Annotated in this window: 21 protein-coding genes and 1 pseudogene; 10 read left to right on the plus strand and 12 right to left on the minus strand. The window is 63.9% G+C overall.

Going from position 1 to position 22,134, the window contains the following annotated elements; all coding sequences use genetic code 11:
- Positions 1 to 14: 14 nt before the first annotated feature.
- Both HQN78_RS17620 and HQN78_RS17625 read right to left on the minus strand, forming a co-directional pair.
- A complete protein-coding gene (locus HQN78_RS17620) occupies positions 15 to 446 on the minus strand; it encodes a carboxymuconolactone decarboxylase family protein (protein ID WP_019104277.1) in 432 nt (143 codons plus the stop codon).
- A gap of 64 nt (positions 447 to 510) precedes the next feature.
- The gene (locus tag HQN78_RS17625; protein WP_227106219.1) at positions 511 to 951 is read right to left on the minus strand and encodes a MauE/DoxX family redox-associated membrane protein; all 441 of its coding nucleotides are present in this window, start codon (positions 949 to 951) and stop codon (positions 511 to 513) included.
- A 109-nt stretch (positions 952 to 1,060) separates the two neighbouring features.
- Between HQN78_RS17625 and HQN78_RS17630 the strand changes: the two genes are divergently transcribed.
- Both HQN78_RS17630 and HQN78_RS17635 read left to right on the plus strand, forming a co-directional pair.
- Positions 1,061 to 1,255, plus strand: a complete 195-nt coding sequence (locus HQN78_RS17630) for a hypothetical protein (RefSeq protein WP_235085244.1) — start codon at positions 1,061 to 1,063, stop codon at positions 1,253 to 1,255.
- A gap of 231 nt (positions 1,256 to 1,486) precedes the next feature.
- Positions 1,487 to 2,242 carry a glycoside hydrolase family 16 protein gene (locus HQN78_RS17635; RefSeq protein ID WP_235085246.1) on the plus strand — a complete coding sequence of 252 codons (756 nt, stop codon included), beginning with the start codon at positions 1,487 to 1,489 and terminating at the stop codon, positions 2,240 to 2,242.
- A gap of 77 nt (positions 2,243 to 2,319) precedes the next feature.
- On the opposite strand, the gene HQN78_RS17640 is transcribed toward HQN78_RS17635, so the two are convergent.
- The 7 genes from HQN78_RS17640 to HQN78_RS17670 form a co-directional block, all read right to left on the minus strand.
- Complete coding sequence (locus tag HQN78_RS17640; RefSeq protein ID WP_235085249.1) at positions 2,320 to 3,114, minus strand: N-acetylmuramoyl-L-alanine amidase; 795 nt, start codon at positions 3,112 to 3,114, stop codon at positions 2,320 to 2,322.
- Positions 3,115 to 3,262: 148 nt separating this feature from the next.
- Positions 3,263 to 4,318, minus strand: a complete 1,056-nt coding sequence (locus HQN78_RS17645; protein ID WP_235085251.1) for a DUF6396 domain-containing protein — start codon at positions 4,316 to 4,318, stop codon at positions 3,263 to 3,265.
- Entirely contained in the window at positions 4,311 to 4,682 is a 372-nt protein-coding gene (locus HQN78_RS17650) for a DUF6396 domain-containing protein (protein ID WP_370646613.1), read from the minus strand. Before HQN78_RS17650 ends, HQN78_RS17645 begins: the two co-directional genes overlap by 8 nt.
- Positions 4,652 to 5,374 (minus strand): tetratricopeptide repeat protein, encoded by a 723-nt coding sequence (locus HQN78_RS17655; protein WP_235085253.1) that lies wholly within the window; start codon positions 5,372 to 5,374, stop codon positions 4,652 to 4,654. Before HQN78_RS17655 ends, HQN78_RS17650 begins: the two co-directional genes overlap by 31 nt.
- Positions 5,367 to 5,690, minus strand: a complete 324-nt coding sequence (locus tag HQN78_RS17660; protein ID WP_235085257.1) for a hypothetical protein — start codon at positions 5,688 to 5,690, stop codon at positions 5,367 to 5,369. Before HQN78_RS17660 ends, HQN78_RS17655 begins: the two co-directional genes overlap by 8 nt.
- Complete coding sequence (locus tag HQN78_RS17665; protein ID WP_235085260.1) at positions 5,690 to 7,306, minus strand: phosphatidylserine/phosphatidylglycerophosphate/cardiolipin synthase family protein; 1,617 nt, start codon at positions 7,304 to 7,306, stop codon at positions 5,690 to 5,692. The genes HQN78_RS17660 and HQN78_RS17665 overlap by 1 nt, the downstream gene beginning before the upstream one ends.
- Before the next feature lie 3 nt (positions 7,307 to 7,309).
- Positions 7,310 to 10,246 (minus strand): type VI secretion system Vgr family protein, encoded by a 2,937-nt coding sequence (locus HQN78_RS17670; RefSeq protein WP_235085262.1) that lies wholly within the window; start codon positions 10,244 to 10,246, stop codon positions 7,310 to 7,312.
- A 424-nt stretch (positions 10,247 to 10,670) separates the two neighbouring features.
- On the opposite strand from HQN78_RS17670, the gene HQN78_RS25585 reads away from it, so the two are divergent.
- The 6 genes and pseudogenes from HQN78_RS25585 (at position 10,671) to HQN78_RS17695 (ending at position 15,503) form a co-directional block, all read left to right on the plus strand.
- Positions 10,671 to 10,805 carry a hypothetical protein gene (locus HQN78_RS25585; protein ID WP_255701255.1) on the plus strand — a complete coding sequence of 45 codons (135 nt, stop codon included), beginning with the start codon at positions 10,671 to 10,673 and terminating at the stop codon, positions 10,803 to 10,805.
- Positions 10,806 to 10,840: 35 nt separating this feature from the next.
- Positions 10,841 to 11,245, plus strand: coding sequence for a fimbrial protein (locus HQN78_RS17675; protein ID WP_235089858.1), 405 nt, complete (start codon positions 10,841 to 10,843; stop codon positions 11,243 to 11,245).
- Positions 11,246 to 11,308: 63 nt separating this feature from the next.
- Positions 11,309 to 12,040 carry a molecular chaperone gene (locus tag HQN78_RS17680; protein WP_235085264.1) on the plus strand — a complete coding sequence of 244 codons (732 nt, stop codon included), beginning with the start codon at positions 11,309 to 11,311 and terminating at the stop codon, positions 12,038 to 12,040.
- A gap of 23 nt (positions 12,041 to 12,063) precedes the next feature.
- A pseudogene (locus tag HQN78_RS17685) lies at positions 12,064 to 14,156 on the plus strand (fimbria/pilus outer membrane usher protein); the annotation flags it as partial.
- A 54-nt stretch (positions 14,157 to 14,210) separates the two neighbouring features.
- Positions 14,211 to 14,477 carry a FimD/PapC C-terminal domain-containing protein gene (locus HQN78_RS17690; RefSeq protein ID WP_255701252.1) on the plus strand — a complete coding sequence of 89 codons (267 nt, stop codon included), beginning with the start codon at positions 14,211 to 14,213 and terminating at the stop codon, positions 14,475 to 14,477.
- A 33-nt stretch (positions 14,478 to 14,510) separates the two neighbouring features.
- On the plus strand, positions 14,511 to 15,503 hold the full coding sequence (locus HQN78_RS17695) for a fimbrial protein (RefSeq protein ID WP_235085267.1): 993 nt from the start codon (positions 14,511 to 14,513) through the stop codon (positions 15,501 to 15,503).
- A 210-nt stretch (positions 15,504 to 15,713) separates the two neighbouring features.
- Here the strand turns inward: HQN78_RS17695 and HQN78_RS17700 are convergent, their stop codons facing one another.
- Entirely contained in the window at positions 15,714 to 17,432 is a 1,719-nt protein-coding gene (locus HQN78_RS17700; protein ID WP_235085270.1) for a nicotinate phosphoribosyltransferase, read from the minus strand.
- Between the two features lie 28 nt (positions 17,433 to 17,460).
- Positions 17,461 to 18,273 carry a ribose-phosphate diphosphokinase gene (gene prs / locus HQN78_RS17705; protein ID WP_235085273.1) on the minus strand — a complete coding sequence of 271 codons (813 nt, stop codon included), beginning with the start codon at positions 18,271 to 18,273 and terminating at the stop codon, positions 17,461 to 17,463.
- Positions 18,274 to 18,407: 134 nt separating this feature from the next.
- Between prs and HQN78_RS17710 the strand changes: the two genes are divergently transcribed.
- Both HQN78_RS17710 and HQN78_RS17715 read left to right on the plus strand, forming a co-directional pair.
- A complete protein-coding gene (locus HQN78_RS17710; RefSeq protein ID WP_235085275.1) occupies positions 18,408 to 19,106 on the plus strand; it encodes an NUDIX domain-containing protein in 699 nt (232 codons plus the stop codon).
- 225 nt (positions 19,107 to 19,331) lie between these two features.
- Complete coding sequence (locus tag HQN78_RS17715; RefSeq protein WP_235085277.1) at positions 19,332 to 19,646, plus strand: hypothetical protein; 315 nt, start codon at positions 19,332 to 19,334, stop codon at positions 19,644 to 19,646.
- A gap of 89 nt (positions 19,647 to 19,735) precedes the next feature.
- Here the strand turns inward: HQN78_RS17715 and HQN78_RS17720 are convergent, their stop codons facing one another.
- Positions 19,736 to 21,970 (minus strand): TonB-dependent siderophore receptor, encoded by a 2,235-nt coding sequence (locus HQN78_RS17720; protein WP_107801070.1) that lies wholly within the window; start codon positions 21,968 to 21,970, stop codon positions 19,736 to 19,738.
- Positions 21,971 to 22,134: the final 164 nt, after the last annotated feature.

A 22,134-nucleotide genomic window follows, 5' to 3' on the forward strand; every position in this document is an offset into this window, starting at 1 on the left:
CCCTGGTCAGGCGCTTACTGACGCATGCCGACGGCGAGCCGGTTCATGCCGTTCATCAGCGCGATGGCGAAGGTCAGATCGGAAATCTCCTGGTCGCTGAAATGCGCTTTCAGCGGCAGATAGGCGGCGTCGTCGGCGTGGCTGTCCACCACATAAGTCAGCGCCTCCGCCCATTCCAGCGCGGCCTTCTCGCGCTCGCTGAACTGGGCGCTGACGCGCCAGCCGGCCAGTTCCGCCAGACGGCGGTCGCTTTCCTCGCGCTCGCGCAGGGCCTTGGTGTGCATGTTCAGGCAGAAGGAACAACCGTTGATCTGGGACACGCGCAGATAGATCAGCTCGATCAGCGGCAGGCCCAGCACGCTCTTTTCCAGGCCCTGCTTCACCAGGCGGAAACCCTGCAGCAGTTCCGGGGACAATTCGTAATAAGCAAGACGTAAGCTACTCATGATCAACACTCCTAAATTTGGATAAGGACAGGAAGCGGGCGCGGCCCGGCCGCGCCCGGAAACTTCAGACGCGGCGCGCGCCCGGCGCCGCTTCCAGCGAACTGGCCAGGTACACCAGCGCGGCGCAGGCGGCGCAGGTGAGCACGCTGAAATTCAGCGACAACTTCAGGCTCTGGAACGCGGCCATGCTCAGGGCGAACACCAGCAGCAGCGCCGCGCTGATCCAGGCGGAGGCGCGCAACTGCACGCCCAGCAACAGGGTCACGCCCAACACCGCCTCCAGCGCGTTCACCGCCCAGGCCAGCACTGGAATCAGACCGGCCGGCGCCCACGGGCACAGCTTGGCCACATGGCGATAGAAGTTTTCCATCGTTCCCCAGGACACCCCCAGTTCGCCCATATGGCCCCAGAAGCCGAAGCGATCCGCCACCGCCGACAAGAACGCCGCCGCCAACGCGAACCGGGCCAACAGCAACACCGCCTTCCAGGCGCTTTCCTTTTGCATGCCTAAACCTCCCAATCGATATGGATGCCAACCCGCGACGGCGCGCCGTCAAGTTATGCAATATGGATTGCACTGTAATAGACATACTCGATACGCATAAGGGACAAGAATGAATTTTCCGACCATGACAAAGCGCATGACGGAATTTGGAAACTGGAAAGACGGCGCGCGGATCGCCAAGCGACAAACCGCGCAAACCATTGAAAAGAAAAGTAGATTTAATAGAGACAAGATCGCGCGGGACGGCGCCGCGCCGACGCCCGCGCCGCGGGGACATGACCCCGTCGCCGCCCGGCGGGCATGACCCCGTCCGCGCCGCCGCCTGTCCGGACGGACAGCCTGGCTCGGCAAAAACACCCTTTACCCGCCGCCCCCGCCGCGCTTAAATGACAGGCTTATCCACAACGAAGAGCCGCCGACAACACCTCGCGGAGAAGCTGAGCCAAGACGCGCCGACGCAGAAAACGAAGTTTCTGCGAAGCTACAGCACCCGTCGTACGACCAAAAGGCGGACGCGGGATCAGGGGTTTTGTTCGTGGATCTAAAGGCACACACCATGCGCCGCTTCCTGCTCCCCCTCATCGCCGCCGGCCTGACCCTGGCCGGCGCCGCCCAGGCCAAAACCCTGAATTTCTCCGGCTACGTCTGGGAAGTCCGCAACCAAAGCCAAAGCGGCCCGGGCCCCAACGACTGGGACGAGAACAACGCCTGGGTGGACGCCCAGGGCCGGCTCCACCTGAAGATCGCCCAACGCGGCGGCAAGTGGAGCAGCGCCGAGGTCTACCTGCCGCAGCGGCTGGGCTTTGGCCGCTACCAGTTCAAGCTGATAGGCCGGCCGGACCTGTTCGACGACAATATCGTGCTGGGCCTGTTCAACTACCCGACGCCGGACGTGGGCCCGGACGCCAGCAATGAAATCGACATCGAATTCGCCCGCTGGGGCAACCGCCAAAACCCGATGGGCAACTACACCGTCTACCCGGCCGTGCCCGGCCCCAAGCCCACTTCCTACGCCTTCGAACCGCACCTCAACGGCGACTACAGCACCCACCGCTTCAACTGGAACGCCAGCCGGGTGCTCTACCAATCGCTGCACGGCCACCAGGACGGCGACCTGTATGAAATGGCGCGCTGGAACTTCGCCCCGGCGGACCCCACGCGCCTGGTGCCGCAGCAGCCGCTGCCGCCCCACATCAATCTGTGGCTGTTCCAGGGACGGCCGCCCAAGGACGGCAAGGAAGTGGAGATCGTGATTAAGGAGTTCTCCTTCATCCCGGCCGCCGCCAAATAAGCACGCAGCGGCATTTTCGCGGCGACAACGACAAAACCCGGCCTGGCGGCCGGGTTTCTCACTGAATACAAGATTCGTCAAAGCTTGATCAGGGCCAGCCGCTTAGGCCAATAACGCTCCAACAAGGCGAACAGGATGGCCGCGGTCTCCACGTCCATCACCCCGCGGTAATCGCCGGCGCGGAAATGCATCTGGAAGGCGCGCACCAGGGCGCCGAAACCGGCGTCGCCGCCCGCCGCCGCCGCCTCGTAGCCGTAATGCTTGAACGCCTCCAGCATCTTCTCCCGGCCGGGCAAGCCCTGCTGCTGGAACTGCCGCGCGTATTTGCTCTGCGTCTCCGCCTCCGGCCACGCGCCCACCCCGGCCAGGTGCAGTTCCCGCCACGGGAACATCGGCCCCGGATCGCTCTTGCGGCCCACGGCGATGTCTGAATGGCCCAGCACGTTCACCGGGCTGATGTCCGGATAGCGCGCCAGAATGTTCCGCGCCAATTCCGTCACCGCCTCCACCTGCTGCGGGTGAAAAGGCGGAAACACCATGCCGCCCTTGTCCTCCCGCGCCAGATTGACGATTTCCACGCCGATGGACGAATCGTTCAGATTGCTGCGGCCGTCCCAGGCACTGGCGCCGGCATGCCAGGCGCGGTCGTTCTCATCCACCAGATTGAACAGATTCATCTGCTTGAAGCCAGCCTGCTGATAGCTGGGATCGCTGGGGTCCGGTGCCAGATAATGCGCGCTCACCTGGCCGGAGCCGGTCAGCGCCTTGATGGAGCCGGCGAAGTCCAGCGCGGTGTAATGCAGGATCAGGAAGCGGACGCGTTTGTTGAAGCCTTGGACCGAGCGATAGGTATTGAACAGGATGGGCGTCATGAAGAATCTCCAGGAGGGGAATGGGAAGGGATGCGGCCGGCCAGACAGCCGGCACATAGAGTCTGATTCCTCCCGAACTCAAGGGTTCGGTGGGGGTGACGGGCGTCAGTTCAGCGCGAACGGGCCGCGACCCGCTGCAAAACCGGCGTCAATCGCGCCCCCCGCCCGGCGGCCGCCCAGTCTTGGCATTCAGACTTTTGGCCGCGGCCAGCTGCTTCATCAAGGCTTCCGACGGTTTTTCCGGCGGCACATTGGCCTTGAACGCCTCCAGCCACTTGAGCTTGCCGTCCCAGGCCGGCAGCGGGGCCGGCGGCAGCGGCACGATCTCGTCCAATTCCGGCACCTTGGGGTGGGCGTAGGAGTAGTCGCTGAGAACTCCTCCAATTAACTCGTAACGACGAACCCTCTCATCATCCTTTGATAAAGCCAAGTACTTGTACTGACTTGTCTTATCATTGGCATCGATAGCTGATGTAGTGAAGCCATTAACAAGGAAAGCAGCAGCTGTCGCATCTCCAGCCTTAATTGCTAGCTGGAAAAACCTAACCGCTTCGGGATTATTCTCACCCATCATTGATGCAGCGTACTCTTTCGCGGCCTTTCCATGCCCTTGTTCACCTGCACACTTTTTCATTTTCAAACCAACGGAGTACGCAGCTGCCTGTGCAACCGTCAAGTTGGTCAGTTTATCTCCCACCAAGTACTGCGCTTCCGGGCTGCCCAAGTCCGCCGCCTTGCGGTAGTAGCGGTTGGCCAGTTCCTCGTCCTGCTTCACGCCGTAGCCGGCCTTCAGATAACGCCCCATATCGTAGTAGCCGCCGGGAATGCCGCGGTCTATCAGCTCCTGGGTCAGGTCCAGCGTTTCCTTGACCGGGTCGTCGCTGCGCGCCGTGCCCCGCCCTATCATGTCGCGCAAGTCCAGATTGGCCTTGTAATGGCCGTGAGCCGTGGCGATGCGGTAATAACGCTCCATCTCCGGGAAACGCAGCGGGTCTTCCTTCTCGGTCTGGTTCTTCTGCAACCAGCGGGCGTAGCGGTATAGCTGCTCCGCTTCCGGGGCCAAGGCCGGCAAATGGTCTTTCTCATACGCGCAGTTGAAGGCCAGCTTGGCTTCGACTTCTTTCAAATCAGGCACGGAACGCTCCTTGGCGCCGCAGGCGGCCAGAGCCCCCAACAGCGACAAGGCGTACAGCGTTTTAACCATGCTTGCCGTTCAGCGGCCGCCCGGTCTTAGGGTCCAGGCCCTTGGCCGCGGCCAGTTGGCTCATCAAGACTTCCGACGGTTTTTCCGGCGGCACATTGGCCTTGAACGCCTCCAGCCACTTGAGCTTGCCGTCCCAAGCCGGCAGCGGGGCCGGTGGCAACGGCACGATCTCGTCCAATTCCGGCACCTTGGGGTGGGCATAGGAGTAGTCGCTGAGAACTCCGCCGATCAATTTATAGCGACGAATCCGTTCTTCGTCTTTTGGCAGCCCCAAATATCTATACCGATTGGCTATGTCGTTACTATCAATAGATGGAGTAGCAAACCCATTTGCTAGAAATGCTGCCGCACCTTCATCCCCAATCTAGTAGCAATTTGAAAATACTTGATAGCTTCTGCAAGTTTCCCTTCACTCATCATTTGAACAGCATACTCTTTCGCTGCTTTGGCATGCCCTTGCTCTCCAGCGCATCTAATCATCTGATTGCCAACAGCAAAGGGGCCTGGTTGCGCATTCGTCAAACCCGTCAGCTTGTCTCCCACCAGATACTGCGCCTCCGGGCTGCCCAGGTCCGCCGCCTTGCGGTAGTAGCGGTTGGCCAGCTCCTCGTCCTGCTTCACGCCGTAGCCGGCCTTCAGATAACGCCCCATATCGTAGTAGCCGCCGGGAATGCCGCGGTCTATCAGTTCCTGGGTCAGGTCCAGCGTTTCCTTGACCGGGTCGTCGCTGCGCGCCGTGCCCCGCCCTATCATGTCGCGCAAGTCCAGATTGGCCTTGTAATGGCCGTGAGCCGTGGCGATGCGGTAATAACGCTCCATCTCCGGGAAGCGCAGCGGGTCTTCCTTCTCGATTTGATTCTTCTGCAACCAGCGGGCGTAGCGGTATAACTGCTCCGCTTCCGGGGTCAGAGCCGGCAGATGGTCTTTCTCATACGCGCAGTTGAAGGCCAGCTTGGCTTCGACTTCTTTCAAATCAGGCACGGAACGCTCCTTGGCGCCGCCGCAGGCGGCCAGGCTCAGGGTCAGAATCAGGGTCAGAAATGTGGGCTTAATCACTATTACTCCGGGCCGGATCAATACGTCGGAACTCTCTTAAAGCTGCGATAGGAGGGTAAGAGTTTTTAAATGCGGAGTTGTTCGCATCAAGTATCACCCGCCATTGGTCATAAACCCCTTTTGCCTCAGCTTCTTTATCCATCCGATCTGGATTCGCTCCAGACCAACTATTGGTATGCCTCCCCCACAACTCCTGGCGCAGCGGCTTGGAGATTTCCGGCCGATCCAAAGCGATGTTCAACTCGCTGTCCACCTGCATGCTGCGGGTGTTGATATTGGCCGAACCCAGCGTCAGAAAAGCGTCGTTGATAATCATCAGCTTGGCGTGGATATAGGTTTCAGCCCATGCCCCCCAGGGGAGTCCGGCGCCACGATGGAGCAAATATGGGTTTTGAGCCCGGGCTGCTCTACCGCGGCAATGGGGGCGTCCGGCTTTTGGGCTGCCTCGTACTCCTTTTCCATACGCTCGCGATAAGCCGTGGCGTCTGCCTCCGCTTCCTTGATCTTGTTTTTGAGCTTTGCCGGCGCCATGACGTTCAAGGCGCTCACCACTTTGGCCTCTCGTTCCGCCTGCTTGGCCTGACCCAGCCTGGCCTCCACATCATCCGCCTTTTCCTGGCGCGCCACACCGGGAATCGTATCGGCGCGCCCCAGGCTGTCCAGCATCCGGTAGGTGTTGACCGTGCCGGCGCCCACGCCGGCGTCGCTGGTATTGGTGATCACGAACAGATAGATAGGGTAAGGGCGGCCGGCCTGCTTCTGCGCCTTGGCCACATCCTTGATCTTTTCCGCCAGCGGCGGCCAGCGGAAATACTGGTTTTCGATGAAGATGTAGGAGGTGACGTTGTTGACCGCCTTCAGATACAGCTTCTTGATGTCCTGTTTCTTGTATTCCGGCTGGGTGCGCAGCAGTTGCACCATGGCGGCCTTATTGGCCTGCCCATCCACCCGCGGCGCATAACCGCCGAAACCGCAGCCGGGCAACGGCAGGTCTTCCTTGGTTTCGTCGCGCCAGGCGCGGCGGAAATTGTGGAACAGATCGCCCACCGCCGGGCCGGTGATCAGGCTGGAAAAATCCTCGCGCGGCCCCACCGTGCCGTTGCGGCCCAGATTGGGCGCTTTGGGCTTGGCGCTGTGGGCATTGGTGTCCCAGTACTCGTCCAACATATTGTGACCCATGACGAAACCGACATGGGCTTGCGCGTCGTCGTAATCCACCAGCACCATTTTCTGGTGATGGCTGGGGCCTATCGCCAAGGCGGTCTTGGTTCTTTTCTTCAAACCCTTATCGTCGTAATCCTGCGTTGCAATATGAGTACGGGTATAAGGGCCAAAGCCGCGGCTGCGGAAATGCAGGTATTTACTGGGGATATCCTTGTGAAATCTGTCCCGCACAATCTTGTCCGAGGCGCCGGCCGCCGGCTGGTCCTCGTCATACCAGGAATACCACTGCGAATCGTATTTATACTGCTCCGGGGTTTCATAGCCCGGCTTGTCCTTAATCCCCACACTCCAGCGGCCCGGGGTTTGCGACTCATCCACCGTGGCGCCGGTGCTGTTGACGTACATGCCGGCCGGCTTGGAGGCAAAACACAGCACCCGCACCTGCACGCCCTGCTTGGCCTTATGCTCCAGCAGCTTGCCTATCTGCGCCGGCACGGCTTCCGCGATGTCCGCGTACTTCACCATGTCCGCGCCCTTGCGGACAAAGTACATGGACGGCTGAAAGCCCCAGCAGATGATGCTGACGTTTTTCTTGGCCTTGGCGATGACGTAATGCACCGAGGCAAACGCCGCCTCGCCGTTGACCAGGGGCTGGAAGCTGCCCTCATGGGGCGCGTATTCGCTGGTCTGCAAAAACCAGGGCAGGGTCAAATTGGCCCGTAGCGGCTCTTTGACGCAGATCGGGGAGACTATCGTGTTCGCGCTCATTTATTACTCTCCTGCGGGCGAAGCGTCGGCCTCGCCATTCAGCAAACGGTGGTAGCGCGCGCGCGCATGCTCATCCGGCTCCACGCGGCCGTCCGGCGGCGCGCCGCCGGCCACGACTTTATGGAAGCCGGCGTTGGCCAGCGCGCCCTTGTCCGGTTTGCTCAGTTCATTGGCCACCGGGATATCGAACTTGACGCCGTTGGCCAGCTCCACCGTGTATTTTTGCGTGGTGACCGCATGTTTGACCGCCAGGTGGCCGCTTTCGTCAATGATGCCGCGCTCCACCTCGCCGCCGTCGGCATGCAGGGTATAGGGCATGCCGGTCCAGCTGCTGTTGCCGCCTTGCGGCGATTGATCCAGGCGCAGCGACAACGGCATCCTGGGAATGCTCTGCGGATAATCCGGATGCGTGACCGTCATTTGCGCCGGCCCGCTCATCTGATGGCTGGCGCCCTTCACCGACACCTTGCCGGGGCAATGCAGCTCGATATTGCCGCCGGCGATGCGGATGTAAGCGCCGCCGCTGACGTTGAGCAGGATTTCCTGCTTGGCCGCCACCGTGATTCTTTCCTTGCAGGAAGTCACCGTCACGTCCTTGTCCGCGGTGACCTCGACGCTGTCGCTCTGCGCCAACATCTGCACCTTGCCCTTGGCCGCAATCAGCTTCAGCGAAATCTTGTCTTGCAGGCCGGTAACGAACAGGCTGATGTGCTGGCCCACGTTATGGAGCCAGCGACGGCCCGAGGTTTGATTGGTGTCGCGCTGCGCCACCAGGTCCAGATTGGTTCCCGCCGCCACGGTCTGGCTTTGCTGGCTCAGGCTGGCGATGCCGGCCGGCGCGGACAGGATGAGCAAGGGCTGGCGGCCCGTCTGTTCCTTGGCGGTCTTTCCGTCCTTGTCGGTGTTGGAACCGGCTTCCCAAGCTTTCAAGGCCGCGGCCTGGTGCTGCAGATGCCCCTTATCCCCTTTTCCCGCCTTGCTATTGTCCGGATTGACCTTGTCCGGCCCGGTTTCCATGGTATCGGCCTGCTGGCCGCTGGCGGTGTCGCCCAGGCTTTGGCTCAGGGCCAAGGCCGCGTCCAGCTGGCTTTGCGCTTGTTCGCGCGCCAGCTGTTTGCCGGACGCGCCGTTCTGCGCTTCGGTGCTCAGCAGCAGGCCGTGGCCGGCGCGGATGGCGCCGTGATTGTCGGTGCGTAGTTCAAAGCCGTCGCCGCGCGGTTCGGCCTTGCCATTGCTGCGCGGCTGGGTGAGGAAGCCTTGGTTGAGTTGGGTTTTGCCCGGCTCGCTCGATAGCTTGGCGCGGACTTCGCCCGGGGTGTCGTCGAACAAGAGTTCGTTGTACTGGCCGCCCTGGTGTTCTTTGGACTTGATGCCGGACAGGGTCTTGTTGGCCGGCAAGGCGCCCGCGCCGCTGAAGTCCGGCGTCGGGTGGCTGCCGTTGTAGAGCACGCCGGTAATCACCGGGCGGTCGATATCGCCTTCGATGAAGTCGACCAAGACTTCCTGGCCGATGCGCGGGATGAATTGATGGCCCCAGCCGGCGCCGGCGCTGGGCATCACCACGCGCAGCCAGCAGGAGGATTTGTCGTCCATCCCAGCGCCTATGCTCGGGTGTTCTTCCGGCCGCTGCCAGTGGAATTGCACCTTGATGCGGCCGTGCTGGTCGGTGTGGACTTCTTCGCCTTGCGGGCCGACCACGGTCGCGGTTTGCACGCCGCGGGACTTGGGCTTGGCCAGTTCGGTGTGGGCGTAGGCCGGGGTCAGCGGCACGCCGCGGCGTTGGGCGTCGAAGTCGGCGCGGAAGGGTTGGGCGTCCTCGGCTTTTGCCAGCGCTTTGAGGTCGGCCGGCAGGTTGTTGCGCGCGCTTAAGGCTTGGCGGGTGACGACGAATTCGCGTTGCTCGCTGCTGTCGCCGTCGTGGGCCGGATGGTCGTCCAGGCGGAACCACTGGCCGGCGGCCAGGCCGCGCACCGAACCGCCGCCGCTGAACTGCTTGGCGTTCAGGTCATGCGCTTGCTGGCGCAGCTGGGCGTAGTGGCTGAGCTGGTCGGCGTCGCCGGCGTAGTACAGCGATTGCGGGTCGTAGTCGTGCAAGGAGGATTGCAGCGCCTTGCCGTTCTGGCCCTGGTCGATGCGGCTGTCGTCGCCGCTGTGCTGGGTCTGCACCGGCTGGTAGTCGAAGCTGGCCAAAGCCACCGCGCCGGGCACGATCTGGCGCTGGGCGTTCCACTCGGTCAGGCCATCCTCGGCCTCGGTGGCGTCGCTGCGGTGGAAGCGCACCCGCTCGACGCCGGCCGGCGGCAGGCTGTAAGGGTCGTCGAAGGCGACCAAGCGCACTTGTGGTGTGTCACCGTCCAGATGGTCGAAACGCCAGGCGTAACCCTCTTCATGCAGCAGGCGCACGATGAAGTCGTAATCGCTCTCGCGGTATTGCAGACAGTAGCTGCGCGGCGACGCCGGGCCGGTCTTGAAGTCCTGGGCCTGCACGCGGGCGAACACTGGATTGGCCTGCTGATGCTCGCTCAGGATCTGCGTGACGATGTCCGGCACCGACTGATCCTGGAACACCCGCGAGCTGACGCGGTGACGCAGCAGCGCGAACGGCGGCTCAATGGTCAGCTGATAACGGCTGAAGCCGCCATCCGAGCCCAGGCACTCGGCCTTGGACACCACGCCGCAGCGCAGGCTCTCCGCGCCGGCGGCGTCGAGGATGCCGAGCCGGGCCGGCAGACCGAGCAGGCTCTTGAGTTCGATCTTGCCGTCCGGAGACAGACAGGTCAGCTGGTAGGCGTAAGACCGGGACACGCCTTCTTCGCCGGCCAAACTCAGCGGCAGCAATTGCTCGGCCGCCACGCTGCCGTCGCCCAGGCTGAGGGTGAGCAGGCGCTGGTCCTGGTTGAAGGCGGAGGCGAAGCTGGCGAGCAGGCTGCTGAGGTCCATGGGGCGGTCCTTCGAACTATCCAAAATCAAAACACCCCCAAACCAGCCTTATGCAAAGCCCCCATGGCGACGGGCTTCGACCTGGTCTGCGGATGGGGGCCTTGAGGCGTAATGAGGGTGGAGATGACAAAATTTGAGTCAAAACATTTTAGATAACCGGCACTTAGCGGACAATCCTATAAAATTGCCATTTTCACAAACCTGTCCAAAAGGACAGGTTTAAACTCTTATCAATCCCCATGAGCGGCTTAAACCTTGTTTGCCGATATCAAAAAGTCCAAACAAGAAAAGTTATGGCTTGGTAAGAAAAGGTAAGAAGCGCTCAAAGTCAGGCTAAAGACCTGAATTGAATGTGTTTTTATCATGCCGTCTCCACTCAAGGCCCAGGCCAAGCACCTGCGCGCCGCAACCACTGGAGACCACCATGAAACAAAAACACAGCCTGCTGGCCCTGGCGGCCGTCTTTGCCGCCGCGCTTCCGCTGGCGTCTCAGGCCGCCGTCACCCAAAAGGGCAGCATCCATTTCACCGGCAGCGTCACCGCCCCACCTGCACAATAGATAACGGTACCGGCGCAACCAGAAGCGGCACGGCCATCGCGCCCGTTCTCGCAGTCAGCATGTCCCCTATCACCATGGACAAAATCGTCGATCTGGGTAAAGCGCCACTGGAGAAACAGGCTTTTCAGATCAAGATTCAATGCAGCGGCGCGAGCAATGTCGAAGCCAAATTCACGGCACTCCCTGGATCGAGGCTTGCGAGCAACACTACAGCCTTAGCCAATACCGCAAGCAGTGGGGCTAAAGGCGTGGGCATCGCCGTCTATAAAGGCGGCACTCCGCTGGACCTGAGCACAGGAGTCTTTCGAACCAAAGCGGCTCTCAATGCCTCGGAAACCATTGATCTTGACGCCGTCTATGTCACCACCAGCGCTTTGCGCGCCAGCATGAGCGCAGGCACTGTCACCGCCGACCTCCCCTTCGAACTGAGCTACGACTAAGCCCTCGCCTCCTCCACCCACAGCGGCGGGCTTCCCGCCGTTGTCTATTTTCAGGGCCCCATCATGAAAACCCTGCTGCAAGCCGCCGGCTTGGCGGCCTGGCTGGCCATGTCCCACGCCGACGCCGGCATCAGCCTCAACGGCACCCGCGTCATTTTCGACGGCGCGCATCCGGAAGCCGCCGTCACCGTGCGCAACCACGGCGCGGACATCCTGGTGCAATCCTGGCTGGAAGCGCTGGACGGCGACAAGGCCGAACTGCCCTTCGCCATCACCCCGCCGCTGACGCGGCTGCCGGCCGGGCAGGAGCAATTGCTGCGCATCCTCTACGCCGGCGCCGGCGCGGCCGATCAACGGGAAACCGCCTTCTGGCTCAATGTGCAGGAAATCCCGCAAGCCGCCGGGCAAGGCAATGTGCTGCAACTGGCGGTGCGCCAGCGCGTCAAGGTGTTCTACCGCCCGCCGGGCCTGGACGGCGACGCGCTGCAAGCGCCGGAACGCCTGCGTTGGCGGCTGCGGCGCGAGCGCGGCAACAGCTGGCTGCAAGCGGACAACCCCAGCCGCTACCACGTGACCGTGACCGGCCTGAGCCTGCTGTCCGGCGGAAAATCCAAGGAGATCAGCCGCGCCCGGATGCTGGCGCCCGGCGCCGGCGGGCAATGGCCGCTGCCCGCCGATGCCGCAAACGACGCGCGCTTGCGCTACCAGATCATCAACGACTTTGGCGCCAGCCAGGCTTTTGAAGTCCGGCTGCAAGGCGCCGCGCCCGCCCAGCCGCGCCGGCTGGAGCCCTGAGCCGGCCGCCGGACCGCAAGGCGATGAGAAGCAAGCCGCTGACGTCCCCTGCCCGCCGCAGCGCCGCGATCCCGCTGGCCTGCGCCTGCGGGCTGATCGCCTGCGCGCAGGCGCTGGCGGCGGACGCGCCCGTCTTCAACACCCGTTTTCTGAAGCTGGACGGACAGGCGGCGGACCTCAAAGCGGTGCTGAGCGCCGGCAACGACATCCTGCCCGGCCGCTATCGCGTGGACATCCTGCTCAACCGCCAGCTGGCCGACCGCCGCGACATCCTGTTCCGCCAGGAACGGGACGGCAAAGTGCGTCCCTGCCTGGACGCCGCGCTGCTGCGCAAGCTGGGCGTCAAACTGCCGCCGTCCGGCCCCGGCGACGAGGCCTGCGTGGACCTGCCCCAACGCCTGGAGCACGCGCAAGCGCGCTACGACTCCACCCGGCTGCAACTTGAGCTTTCCGTGCCGCAAGCCCATCTGCTGCGCCGCGCGGACGGCTATGTCGACCCCTCGCTGTGGGACGCCGGCGTCAACGCCGCTTACGCCAATTACCAATTCAGCGGCCAATACCGCCGGGGCCAGCACGGCCGCGCCAGCCGCCAGTGGTATCTCGGCCTGCAAAACGGGCTCAATCTGGGCGACTGGCGCTTGCGCAACGACGCCACCCTCAACGGGAATACCGGCCAAGCGACAGAAATACGCAGTAACCGCACCCTGCTGCAGCGCGACATCACCGCGCTGCGCAGCCAGCTGGCGCTGGGCGAGCAATACACCGACGCCATGCTGTTCGACAGCTCGCGCATCCGCGGCGCGCAACTGAGCCAGGACGACGCCATGTTGCCGGACAGCGAGCGCGGCTACCGTCCGGTGATCCGCGGCCAGGCGCGGAGCCAGGCCACGGTGGAAGTGCGTCAGAACGGCTATGTGCTGCACCGCGCCGACGTGCCGCCCGGCCCCTTCGAGTTCAGCGACATCGCCCCTCCGGCTCCAACGGCGAACTGGAAATCACGGTGACCGAAGCCGACGGCAGCCGCCGCGTCAGCCATCAAGCCTTCTCCAGCCTGCCGCTGATGCAAGCCCAAGGCCGCTGGAAATACCACGCCGCGCTGGGCCAATACCAGGGCGGCGAAGCGGCCCGTCCCGCGCTGGCCGCCGGCGCGCTGGTTTACGGCCTCAGCGACGACGGCACGGTGGCCGCCGGCTTCCAGCTCTCGCCGCGCTTCCAGGCCGTCAAGCTGGGCCTGGGCGCCAACACCCCGCTGGGCGCGCTGTCGCTGGACCTGAGCCAATCCCTCAGCCGCGCCCAAGGCCGCCGCAGCCAGGGGCAAAGCCTGCGCCTGCTGTACCACAAGGCCCTGCCCCGCACCCAGACCCAGCTCACCCTGGCCGCTTACCGCTACTCCACCGCCGGCTATCGCAGCTTCAACGATCATGCGGCGGACCTGGCCCAGCGCGCCAACCAACACCGCGCGCGCGCCCGGATGGACCTCAGCGCCCAACAGACGCTGGGCCGGGAAGGCCGCCGCGGCAGCCTTTATCTCAGCCTCAGCCGACAGAATGATTGGGGCCGGCCCGGCGCCAGCCACAGCCTCAACCTGGCTTACAGCCACCGTTGGAAACAATTCCATTACCACCTCAGCCTCAGCCGGAGCCGCGACGGCCGCGGCCAAGGCGACAGCCAGATCACGCTGGGCTTCAGCCTGCCGCTGGACAGCGGGCGGCACGCCCCGCAGCTCAGCGCCCAGCTTGGCCGCGACGCCCTGCACACCAGCCTCAGCGGCCAGTTGGGCGAGGCCGACAGCTACACCGTCTCGGTGGGCCGCGACAGCCAGGGCGACACCAGCCTGAACGCCAGCGGCGTCCATCAGGGCGATGTCGCGCAGCTGAGCGCTGCCTACAGCGCCGCCCGCGGCCATCAATCCGCCAACCTGGGCGCCAACGGCGCCATCGTCGTCCACGGCGGCGGCCTCAACCTCAGCCGCACCGTCGGCGACACCTTCGCCCTCCTGCAAGTGGACGGTGCCGCCGGCCTGAACGACAACGGCTACAGCGTGCGCGCCGACGCCCAGCCTTATCGCGCCAACAGCCTGAGCCTGGACAGCCTCAAACTGGGCGCGGCGCTGGAACTGGAGGACGGCGTCAAGCAAGTGGTGCCGCGCCGCGGCGCGGTGGTGAAGGCCGTGTTCAAGGCGCGCAGCGGCCGACGCGTTCAATTCAGCCTGCGCCGCCGCGACGGCAGCGCGGCGCCGTTTGGCGCCAGCGTGGAGGACGACGCCGGCCAACCCTTGGGCATCGTGGACCCGCAAGGCCGGACGTTGCTCTTGCTTAAACAACCGAAAGGCCTGCTGGCCGTGAAATGGAGCGGCGGCGGCTGCAGCGCCCGCTATAAGCTGCCGCCCGCCAAGCCAGGGCGTCATTACCTGCGGCTAGAACTGCCCTGCCACTAAGCACCACGCTTAATCAAAGAAAAGGATACCCAAATGCACACGCCGCCTACCCGCCGCCCGCTGCTGGCCTGCCTCGTCTTGCTATTGACGCTGGGAAGCTGCAGCCGCCCAAGCCATGCCGATTGCAAAGTGGTTTCATCAACCATCACTCCAGCGCTTCCCGATCCCTTGGTAATTCCATACCTGGCGCCCGCCGGGCACCTGATCGCCAAGCAGGTGCTGACAACCACGGTCAAATGCGACAAGCGCAGCGCCAACGGCCAACACAACTGGTACGCCTTTTTGTCCTATGGCAACACCGACAACGGCAGCTCATCGCTTAGCGGCGTCAGAAAAACCCAAACTTCCGGCATCGGCATTCGCTGGATAAACAGCAATACCCACTCCGGAAAATCTCAGACCTTCAGCACCACAAGCCTGAACAATGGCCGCACCAATCTACGCGGCATGCCCTTGAACGATACCGTCACCATTACCGACACGATCGAACTGGTCACAACCGGCCCGGTGACCTCCGGTCGGCTCAATCCGGAAAGCCATGCCGTCAACTACAAGAACAAGAAAGGCGGCGATCACGGACAGCCGCTCTACACCTACTCCTTCAATCAGCCCGCCATCAGGGTGATAGGCTGCTCGTTCAAAAACGCCGGCCAAACCGTCCGCCTGCCCGACGCCAGCACCCGAGACTTCGCCGGCGCCGGCCGCACCGGCGATAAGCCGTTCAACATCGATCTGGACTGCGCGCCCGGCACCAGCGTCAGCGCCAAATTGAGCGACGCCAACGCGCCCGGCGCCGCCGGCACGCTGCTGAGCATCGCCGGCGGGCCTGGCAGCGCCCAGGGCATTGGGCTGGAGCTGCAGCGCCAGGGCGAAACCGGCGCCTATACACTGGGCACCGAGTTCACCAGCCTGGCGGCCAGGCAACAGCATGCGCTGCCCATGGTGGTGCGCTACGCCGCCAGCGGCCCCGCCATCCGGCCCGGCCTGGTCAATGCCGCCGCCACCGTGGAGCTGAGCTTTGATTGAGTCCCCGACAATGCAATAAGGCCAGGCATGACGCCCGGCCTTAGAACCTGTTTACGATCTGCTACGCGTCGGCGATACGGCGTTGAAAACCGCTTCGAAATGCTCATGTACCACGCGTACATTCCGCTTTCTCAGCCGCAACGCCTTGTCTCGCCTTAGCTCGCGAGATCGTAAACACGTTCTTAGAGTCCGTTCACAACCTACTGCGCCTCAGTCCTCCGCGCCCCAGCGGATGCTGCCCGGTTCCGGGCATTGCCAGGAAGCCATCAGCCGCTGCCGGATTTCCGCCAGCGATTGCCGCGCCAGCAAGCGGCCGTCGCGGAACACCGGCCGCAATTCGCCACCCTCCGCCTGCTCCGCCGTCTGCTGCTGGTGCAGCACGTAATGATCGCCCTCGCGCTCCACCCGCAGCAGGCCCTTGGCGGATTTCTTGGTGCCGTCGTCCGTGGCCGGGTCCTTGTAGATATCCACCGCCTCGCCATCCACTTCCGCGTAAATCGCCTTCAACGCATAGCCGAAGGTGTCCCGCGAATTCATGCCGTAGACAAAGCTGCCGATGCCGAACACCACATTGCCGGAGGCGAAGCCCTTGGCCGCCAGCCGGCGCAGGATGGCGCGGGCGCGCGGCAGGGTGATGGAGTCGCCGTAGATCAGGCCCACATGGCTGTCCAGCAGCCGGTAGCCGGCGTCGCTGACCGTGCCGCCGTAAATCTCCCACAAGCACTCCACCGCGCCCTTGCGCTCCGCCTCCGTCACCCGCTGGCCGTCGGCCAGCGCCGTGTACGCGCCGTTCGCGTCCCGCGCCGGCAGGCCGTCGACGCGAACCAGTTCCTCGTCGCGGTAGCCGGTGAGGATTTTCACCGGATCGCCTGAGTCCGGGCGAAACACCACCTTGGCGTTGCCCAGCGCGTCCGGACCTCGCGCCAGGATGTCGTCCTTCAATTCGCGGGCAATCACCGTGAGCACGTTCCAGAAATCAAAGGTATCGCTGACGATGGACACCATGCCCCGCGGATAGTCCTGGCTGACGAATTCTCGCACCACCTCACGCTCCGCCAGCCGGCGCAGCGCCGCCTCCTCCAGCCCGGCGTGGGCCGGGTCGCGGCGCAGCCGCTGCAGCGTCAGCAGGATGCGCAGCGCCATCACGCTGTGCTCCGACGCCGGAATGGAGCCGCCCACCAGTTCCCGCTCCGCGTCCGCGTCGTAGAAGTCCTCCAGATAGTCCAGCGCCGGAATGGTGTCGGTGCCGGTGAAGGACAGCAGGTGGCCGGCGCCGCAGCGCATGGCGTCGTGCACCCCGCTCATGCCGCGCATGGAAAAATCATGGCCCTGCCAATTGACGAACTCCGGCGCGCTGCCAGTGAGGCGGGCGAAGTAATCCAGCAGCTTGCGGAATTCAAACGCGATGGTGGCCACGGTGGACGGCTTCCAGGATTCGCAGCTGAACAGGGTTTCAAAATAGGTGGCCACCCAGGGGAAATCCGGATGCGTGTTGCTGAAGATCACCGGCGGCACCTTGATGTCCACCCGCGCGCCTTCCGGCAGGGAGCGGATTTCCAACGGCAGATGACCCAGCGCGTGCAGCGCTTCCAGCCGGCCTGCCGGCACCGCGCCGGCGCCCAGCGCCGTATCCATGCGGCGCTGGTATTTGCGCACCGCCTTGTCCCGCGGCTGGCGGAAGAATTCTTGGTCGAACAAATCGATCAGGTATTGCTGGATGAAACCCTGCAGGCCGAACCACACCACCTTATTGTCGAACAGCTCCGGCAGCACCGGCGCGTACTTGGCCGAACGCGGGGTGAAATTGGCCACCAGCTTGGTGGTGGCAGCCGGATACATGGAGGGATGGCCGGTTTTGTAGAAGTCCGCCAGGTTGAACGGCTGCAGTTGGTTCAGTTCACGGGCCAGGGGGTGGATGGGGGCGTTCATGATGGATTCCCTATCTAAATTAAGTGAGTCAAACCAGCTGGCAGCGGACATCCGCCGTCCAGTCGTTGCGGCTGAATACCTGCTGGTAATGCTCCAGCAGCGGTTCCAGGCCATGGCTGAAAATGCCGTGGGTCACATACAGGTACAGCGGCGCGTCCAGACCTTGTTCCCGCTGGCGAGCGCGCAGCGCCTTGGCCAACTCGGTGAAGGTGCGGCCGCCGTCGCAGATATCGTCCACCACCAGCAAGGGCAGCGCCGGCAAAGGGCCGGCCACCTGGGTGCCGCTGATGCGGCCGCTTTGGGTGTCCCTCTCCTTGTCCGCCAGCACCGCCTCGCAGCCCAGCTCCCGCGCCAGCTTCAGCACCCGCTTGCGCGCGCCGGCGTCCGGCGCCACCAGCGCCGCCGGGCCCACTCGCTCCAGCACCCGGCGCAGCGCCGGCAGCGGGTCTTCCACTTCCACCCGGTCCAACAGTGCGGTCACCACATCGCTGTGCGGGTCCTGGATCACCACCCGGCTGTAGCCTTGGGCATTGATCAGCTGGCAGAACACCTTGGCGCTCAGCGCCTCGCCCGGGTTGGCCACCCGGTCCTGGCGTGCATACGGCACATAGGGCAGATGCAAGGCCAGCGGGCGGCCCGGGTAAGCGCGACGCAGCGCGTCGCTCAGCATCAGCAAACTCATCACCGCTTGCGCGTCCGGCAGATGGGCGTGCAGGCGCAAGGCCTGCGCCGGCGCGTCCACTTCCACCGACACCTGCACTTCCCCACCGGGAAACACCGTGCTCTGAAAGGCCAGCGGCTGACTGCCACCTTGCTGCGAATCCGCGAAAATCTTGAACATGATGCTGACTCCTGCGCTGCGTTGACTTACTTAGTTGATAATTTCAACTAACATGCGCACAGTATAAATTCACTTAGTTGAGTTTTGCAACTATATGGCGGAAAATATTGGAAAAGCCAAACCGGAGACCTCCTATGAGACCCTCGCGCCCCGCGCCCGCCGTCAGCGTGGACATTGTCCTGCTCACTCTGGGCGCCGCCGGCCTGCAAGTGGCGCTGCACCGCCGCAGCCACGCCCCCTGCCAACACCAGCTGGCGCTGCCCGGCGGCTATGTGCATGTGGATAAGGACGACAGCTGCGAAGCCACCGCCATGCGCGTGCTGCGCGACAAGACAGGGCTGGAGCCGCGCTATCTGGAACAGTTGCGCACCTTCGCCGGTCCGCGGCGCGACCCGCGAGGCTGGTCGGTGGCCATCTCCCACGTGGCGCTGATCCCGCTGCAGCAACTGCAGGACGCCGGGGACGGCGTATTCCACTTTTACGATGTGGACCAGCTGCCGGAGCTGGCCTTCGACCACGCGGAGCAAGTGCGGGAAGCGGTGCAGCGGGTGCGCAACAAGGCCAGCTACTCCACCCTGCCCTGCTGGCTGCTGCCCGAACGGTTCACCCTCACCCAGCTGCAACGCACTTACGAGCAGATTTTTGGCGAGACCGTGTCCCGCGGCACTTTCCGCTCCCGCTTGGGCATCAAAGTGGCGGACGCCAAGCCCGGCGAATACGCGGACGAGGCCGCCATTCTGGAAGCCACCGAAGAATTCCTCGGCGGCAAGCAGCGTCCGGCGCGGCTGTTCCGCATCAACCGGCTCAGCCTGTTCAAGCGCGCGCGCTGGTAAGGCCTAAAGAGTCTGTTCCAAGGCCGGCCCGGCTGTCGTCTTGACGCTCCCGCCTTCCCCACTCAGGCTGCCATGCGCCGCGCCCGACAGCGCGGCCATGAGCCTGCCCGCGTCCTCCGCGCCGCGCAGGCGTTTCTTAGAGCAGATCTTTGTGGAGCTCATAATGAATATATTTAATTTGCACCGGCGGCATCCTCGTTTTGTCACTGTTGGGGAGGAGCGGCCATGAACGCCCAAGCCACCCCGGTCCTGTTGCAACTGCAAGACCTGTTGCAAGAGCTGCGCGCCAACGCCCAGGGCCGGCCGGAACTGGAGGCCTTGTGCCGCAAGCTGGACCGCCGCTATCTGGAGGTGGACGAGGGCCTGACCCGCAGCGTGCTGCGTTTTCACTCCGCCACCCAAAGCCTGCAAGCGCTGATGTCCTTGCTGCTGAGCTGCCCGGACACCAAGACGCTGAACGGCGAGCAGATCGCGGCGCTGCTGGAGCCGGTGCGGCAGGAGTTGCAAGCCGCCCATAAGCTGATTTGCAAGGTGATGTAAACGCGACAACGCCGCGGCGGAAGCCGCGGCGTCGGTCAAACGCCCCGCATGGCCGGCAGGGCAAAGCTCAGAGTCCGCGAAGCGGATGCTCAGAACGACACGGTGCCGGACAGCAGGAAGGTGCGCGGCGCGCCCAGGCCGCCGGACAAGCCGCTGCCGTCGCCGCCGCTCCACGAACCCACCCAGTAAGCGCGGTTGGCGACGTTTTGCACCGAGGCGCGCAAGGTGATTTCCTTGGCGGCCAGCTTGGTGGTGTAACGGGCGCCCAGGTCAAACGTGGTGTAGGACGGCAAGGACAGCTGGTTGTTGTCGCGGACGAAGCGCTCGCCCACGTACTGGGCGTTGCCGGTGGCGGTCAGGCCCGGCAGGGCGGCGATATCGTATTCCACGCCCAGCTTGGCCATCACCTTGGGCACGCCGGAGGCCTGCTTGCCCAGGTGCGCCGGGTCCAGCGCCTTGGTCAGCTCGGCCCTGGTGTAGGACGCGCCGCCCATCAGACGCAGGCCGCGGCTGGCCTCGCCCCAGAAGCTCCACTCCAGGCCGCGGTTGCGCTGTTCGCCGTACACGCCGAACACATTGCTGTCCGGGCTGGTGTAAGCGCTGGGCCGGGCGATCTGGAACAGGCTCAGGCTATGGGTGAGGCCGCCCCAATCCAGCTTGGCGCCCAGTTCGTACTGCTCGGTCTGATACGGCTGCAGGCTTTCGCCGGCGTTCTTGGCCGTGTCCGGCGCCACGCCGCCCTGGTTCAGGCCCTGGATGTAGTTGCCGTAAACCGAGAGCTGGTCCGAAAGCTTGACCAGCAAGGCGGTGGCCGGGGACCAGCGGCTTTGGTCGTAGTTGGAGGTTTGCGCGCCGGCGGCGTCGTAGTTGCTGCTCTGCACGTTCTGACGCCGCGTGCCCACCGTCCACTGCACCTTACCGTCCATGAAGGACAGCGTATCCGCCAGGGCGATACTGCCCAGCTTGTCCTGAACGCTCCTGCCCATATACCGGAACGCCGGCATGGACCCGAAGGACGGCGCATAGTAATTGGTGTTGAAGGTGGGGCCCATTCCATCCCGGTAGCTGCGCTCCGAGGTGAAGCGCGTGGCCGCCAGCGACCACTTATGCTGAATCTTGCCGGTGTCGAAATGACCGCGCACGCCAGCCTCGCCGGATTTCTGCGTGCCCTCGTTCATCAGGCGGAACGCGCTCACGCTGAGGTCGCCGGCGTTATTGAGCAAGCGGTCGCGCGTGATGGTGGCGTCGAAGTCCGCCTTGCGATGCCCATAGGCGCCGTACAGGGTCAGCGCCTCGCTCAGCTCGTATTCGCCGCGCAGCAAGGCCACCTGGGTGGTGTTGGTATTGGTGGCCCAATCCGGCGCAAACTGGTAATCGCCTTTCTTGGGCGTGGGCACTTGGGTCACGCCCGGGGCGATGGAGAAGATGCCGAAGTAATTGATGCCGTCCATCTTTTCGCGCTGCCGGTAAAGGTCCAGCGAGACGCGGGCGCGCTCACCGCGCCAGTCCAGGCCCAGCGAGGCCAGATTCATGCCCTGTTTCTGCTTGTCCACCGCGGTGTCGCCGTTGCGGTAAACGCCGTTGAAGCGCACGCCCCACTGCTGCCTGTCGCCAAAGCGCCGGCCCGCATCCACGTGCACGCCGGGCATATTGTCGGATTCATAAGTCGCGGTGACCGAGGTCAGCGGCGTGTTGCCCGCGCGCTTGGGCACGATGTTGACGCTGCCGCCCAGGCTGCCTTCCGGCGGCATGCCGTTGAGCAGGGTGGACGGCCCCTTCAGCACTTCCACCCGCGCCGCCATCTCGGTGGAGCCGCGCAGATTGGGCGCCATGCCGATCAGGCCGTTGAAGGTGATGTCGTTGGCCGAGGTGGGGAAGCCGCGGATATTGAATTTCTCGAGGATGGTGCCCTTGCTGGCCACGTGAACCGAGGGATCGGCGGCGCCGATCAGCGCGCCTATCTCGCGCGCCTGCTGGTTGGCCACATAGTCCTCGGTGTAGCTGATGGTGCTGAACGGCGTGTCCATCACGTCCAGATTGCCCAGCACGCCCACCCGGCTATCGGTGGCCAGCTGGCCGCCGGCGTAGACGCGGCGGCCTTGCACCACCACCGGCGCCAGCCGTTCCGGCGCGCCGTTGCTGGCCTGGGCCGGCGCATTGTCCGCCGCCAGCGCCGCCGGCGCCAAGCTCAGGCCGGCGCCGCCAAAGCCCACCATCAGGGCCAGATGGGTGGCGGCGCGCAGCGTATTCAGGGGGAAGGCGGATTGCGGCGCGAGTCGGCGTGTAGTTGATATGGGGGAGGCCGACCGTTTCTGACTCAACATCCAGATTCCTTTCTACGTGAGGAGATTGTTTCACTTCACTATGTATTCCGAAGCAAAGTGCGAAACCCTCAAATAGAAATGAAAATCATTTTTGATAGCACATCGTCAAGTCAACTCGCGCCCGGCTTAGCGCTTGTCAACGTCTCGCGAGCAAGAGCAAAAAC

It is taken from the genome of Chromobacterium sp. Beijing (assembly GCF_021496765.1).
GTDB lineage: Bacteria > Pseudomonadota > Gammaproteobacteria > Burkholderiales > Chromobacteriaceae > Chromobacterium.

Bases quoted from the DNA above. Each gene is read 5' to 3' on its own strand.
- HQN78_RS17670 (WP_235085262.1), bottom strand. From the start codon at position 10,246: ATGGACCTCAGCAGCCTGCTCGCCAGCTTCGCCTCCGCCTTCAACCAG.
- HQN78_RS17700 (WP_235085270.1), bottom strand. From the start codon at position 17,432: ATGAACGCCCCCATCCACCCCCTGGCCCGTGAACTGAACCAACTGCAG.
- HQN78_RS17630 (WP_235085244.1), top strand. From the start codon at position 1,061: ATGAATTTTCCGACCATGACAAAGCGCATGACGGAATTTGGAAACTGG.
- HQN78_RS17645 (WP_235085251.1), bottom strand. From the start codon at position 4,318: ATGGTTAAAACGCTGTACGCCTTGTCGCTGTTGGGGGCTCTGGCCGCC.
- HQN78_RS25585 (WP_255701255.1), top strand. From the start codon at position 10,671: ATGAAACAAAAACACAGCCTGCTGGCCCTGGCGGCCGTCTTTGCCGCC.
- HQN78_RS17620 (WP_019104277.1), bottom strand. From the start codon at position 446: ATGAGTAGCTTACGTCTTGCTTATTACGAATTGTCCCCGGAACTGCTG.
- HQN78_RS17640 (WP_235085249.1), bottom strand. From the start codon at position 3,114: ATGACGCCCATCCTGTTCAATACCTATCGCTCGGTCCAAGGCTTCAAC.
- HQN78_RS17660 (WP_235085257.1), bottom strand. From the start codon at position 5,690: ATGATTATCAACGACGCTTTTCTGACGCTGGGTTCGGCCAATATCAAC.
- HQN78_RS17680 (WP_235085264.1), top strand. From the start codon at position 11,309: ATGAAAACCCTGCTGCAAGCCGCCGGCTTGGCGGCCTGGCTGGCCATG.
- HQN78_RS17625 (WP_227106219.1), bottom strand. From the start codon at position 951: ATGCAAAAGGAAAGCGCCTGGAAGGCGGTGTTGCTGTTGGCCCGGTTC.
- HQN78_RS17665 (WP_235085260.1), bottom strand. From the start codon at position 7,306: ATGAGCGCGAACACGATAGTCTCCCCGATCTGCGTCAAAGAGCCGCTA.
- HQN78_RS17720 (WP_107801070.1), bottom strand. From the start codon at position 21,970: ATGTTGAGTCAGAAACGGTCGGCCTCCCCCATATCAACTACACGCCGA.
- HQN78_RS17695 (WP_235085267.1), top strand. From the start codon at position 14,511: ATGCACACGCCGCCTACCCGCCGCCCGCTGCTGGCCTGCCTCGTCTTG.
- prs (WP_235085273.1), bottom strand. From the start codon at position 18,273: ATGTTCAAGATTTTCGCGGATTCGCAGCAAGGTGGCAGTCAGCCGCTG.
- HQN78_RS17710 (WP_235085275.1), top strand. From the start codon at position 18,408: ATGAGACCCTCGCGCCCCGCGCCCGCCGTCAGCGTGGACATTGTCCTG.
- HQN78_RS17715 (WP_235085277.1), top strand. From the start codon at position 19,332: ATGAACGCCCAAGCCACCCCGGTCCTGTTGCAACTGCAAGACCTGTTG.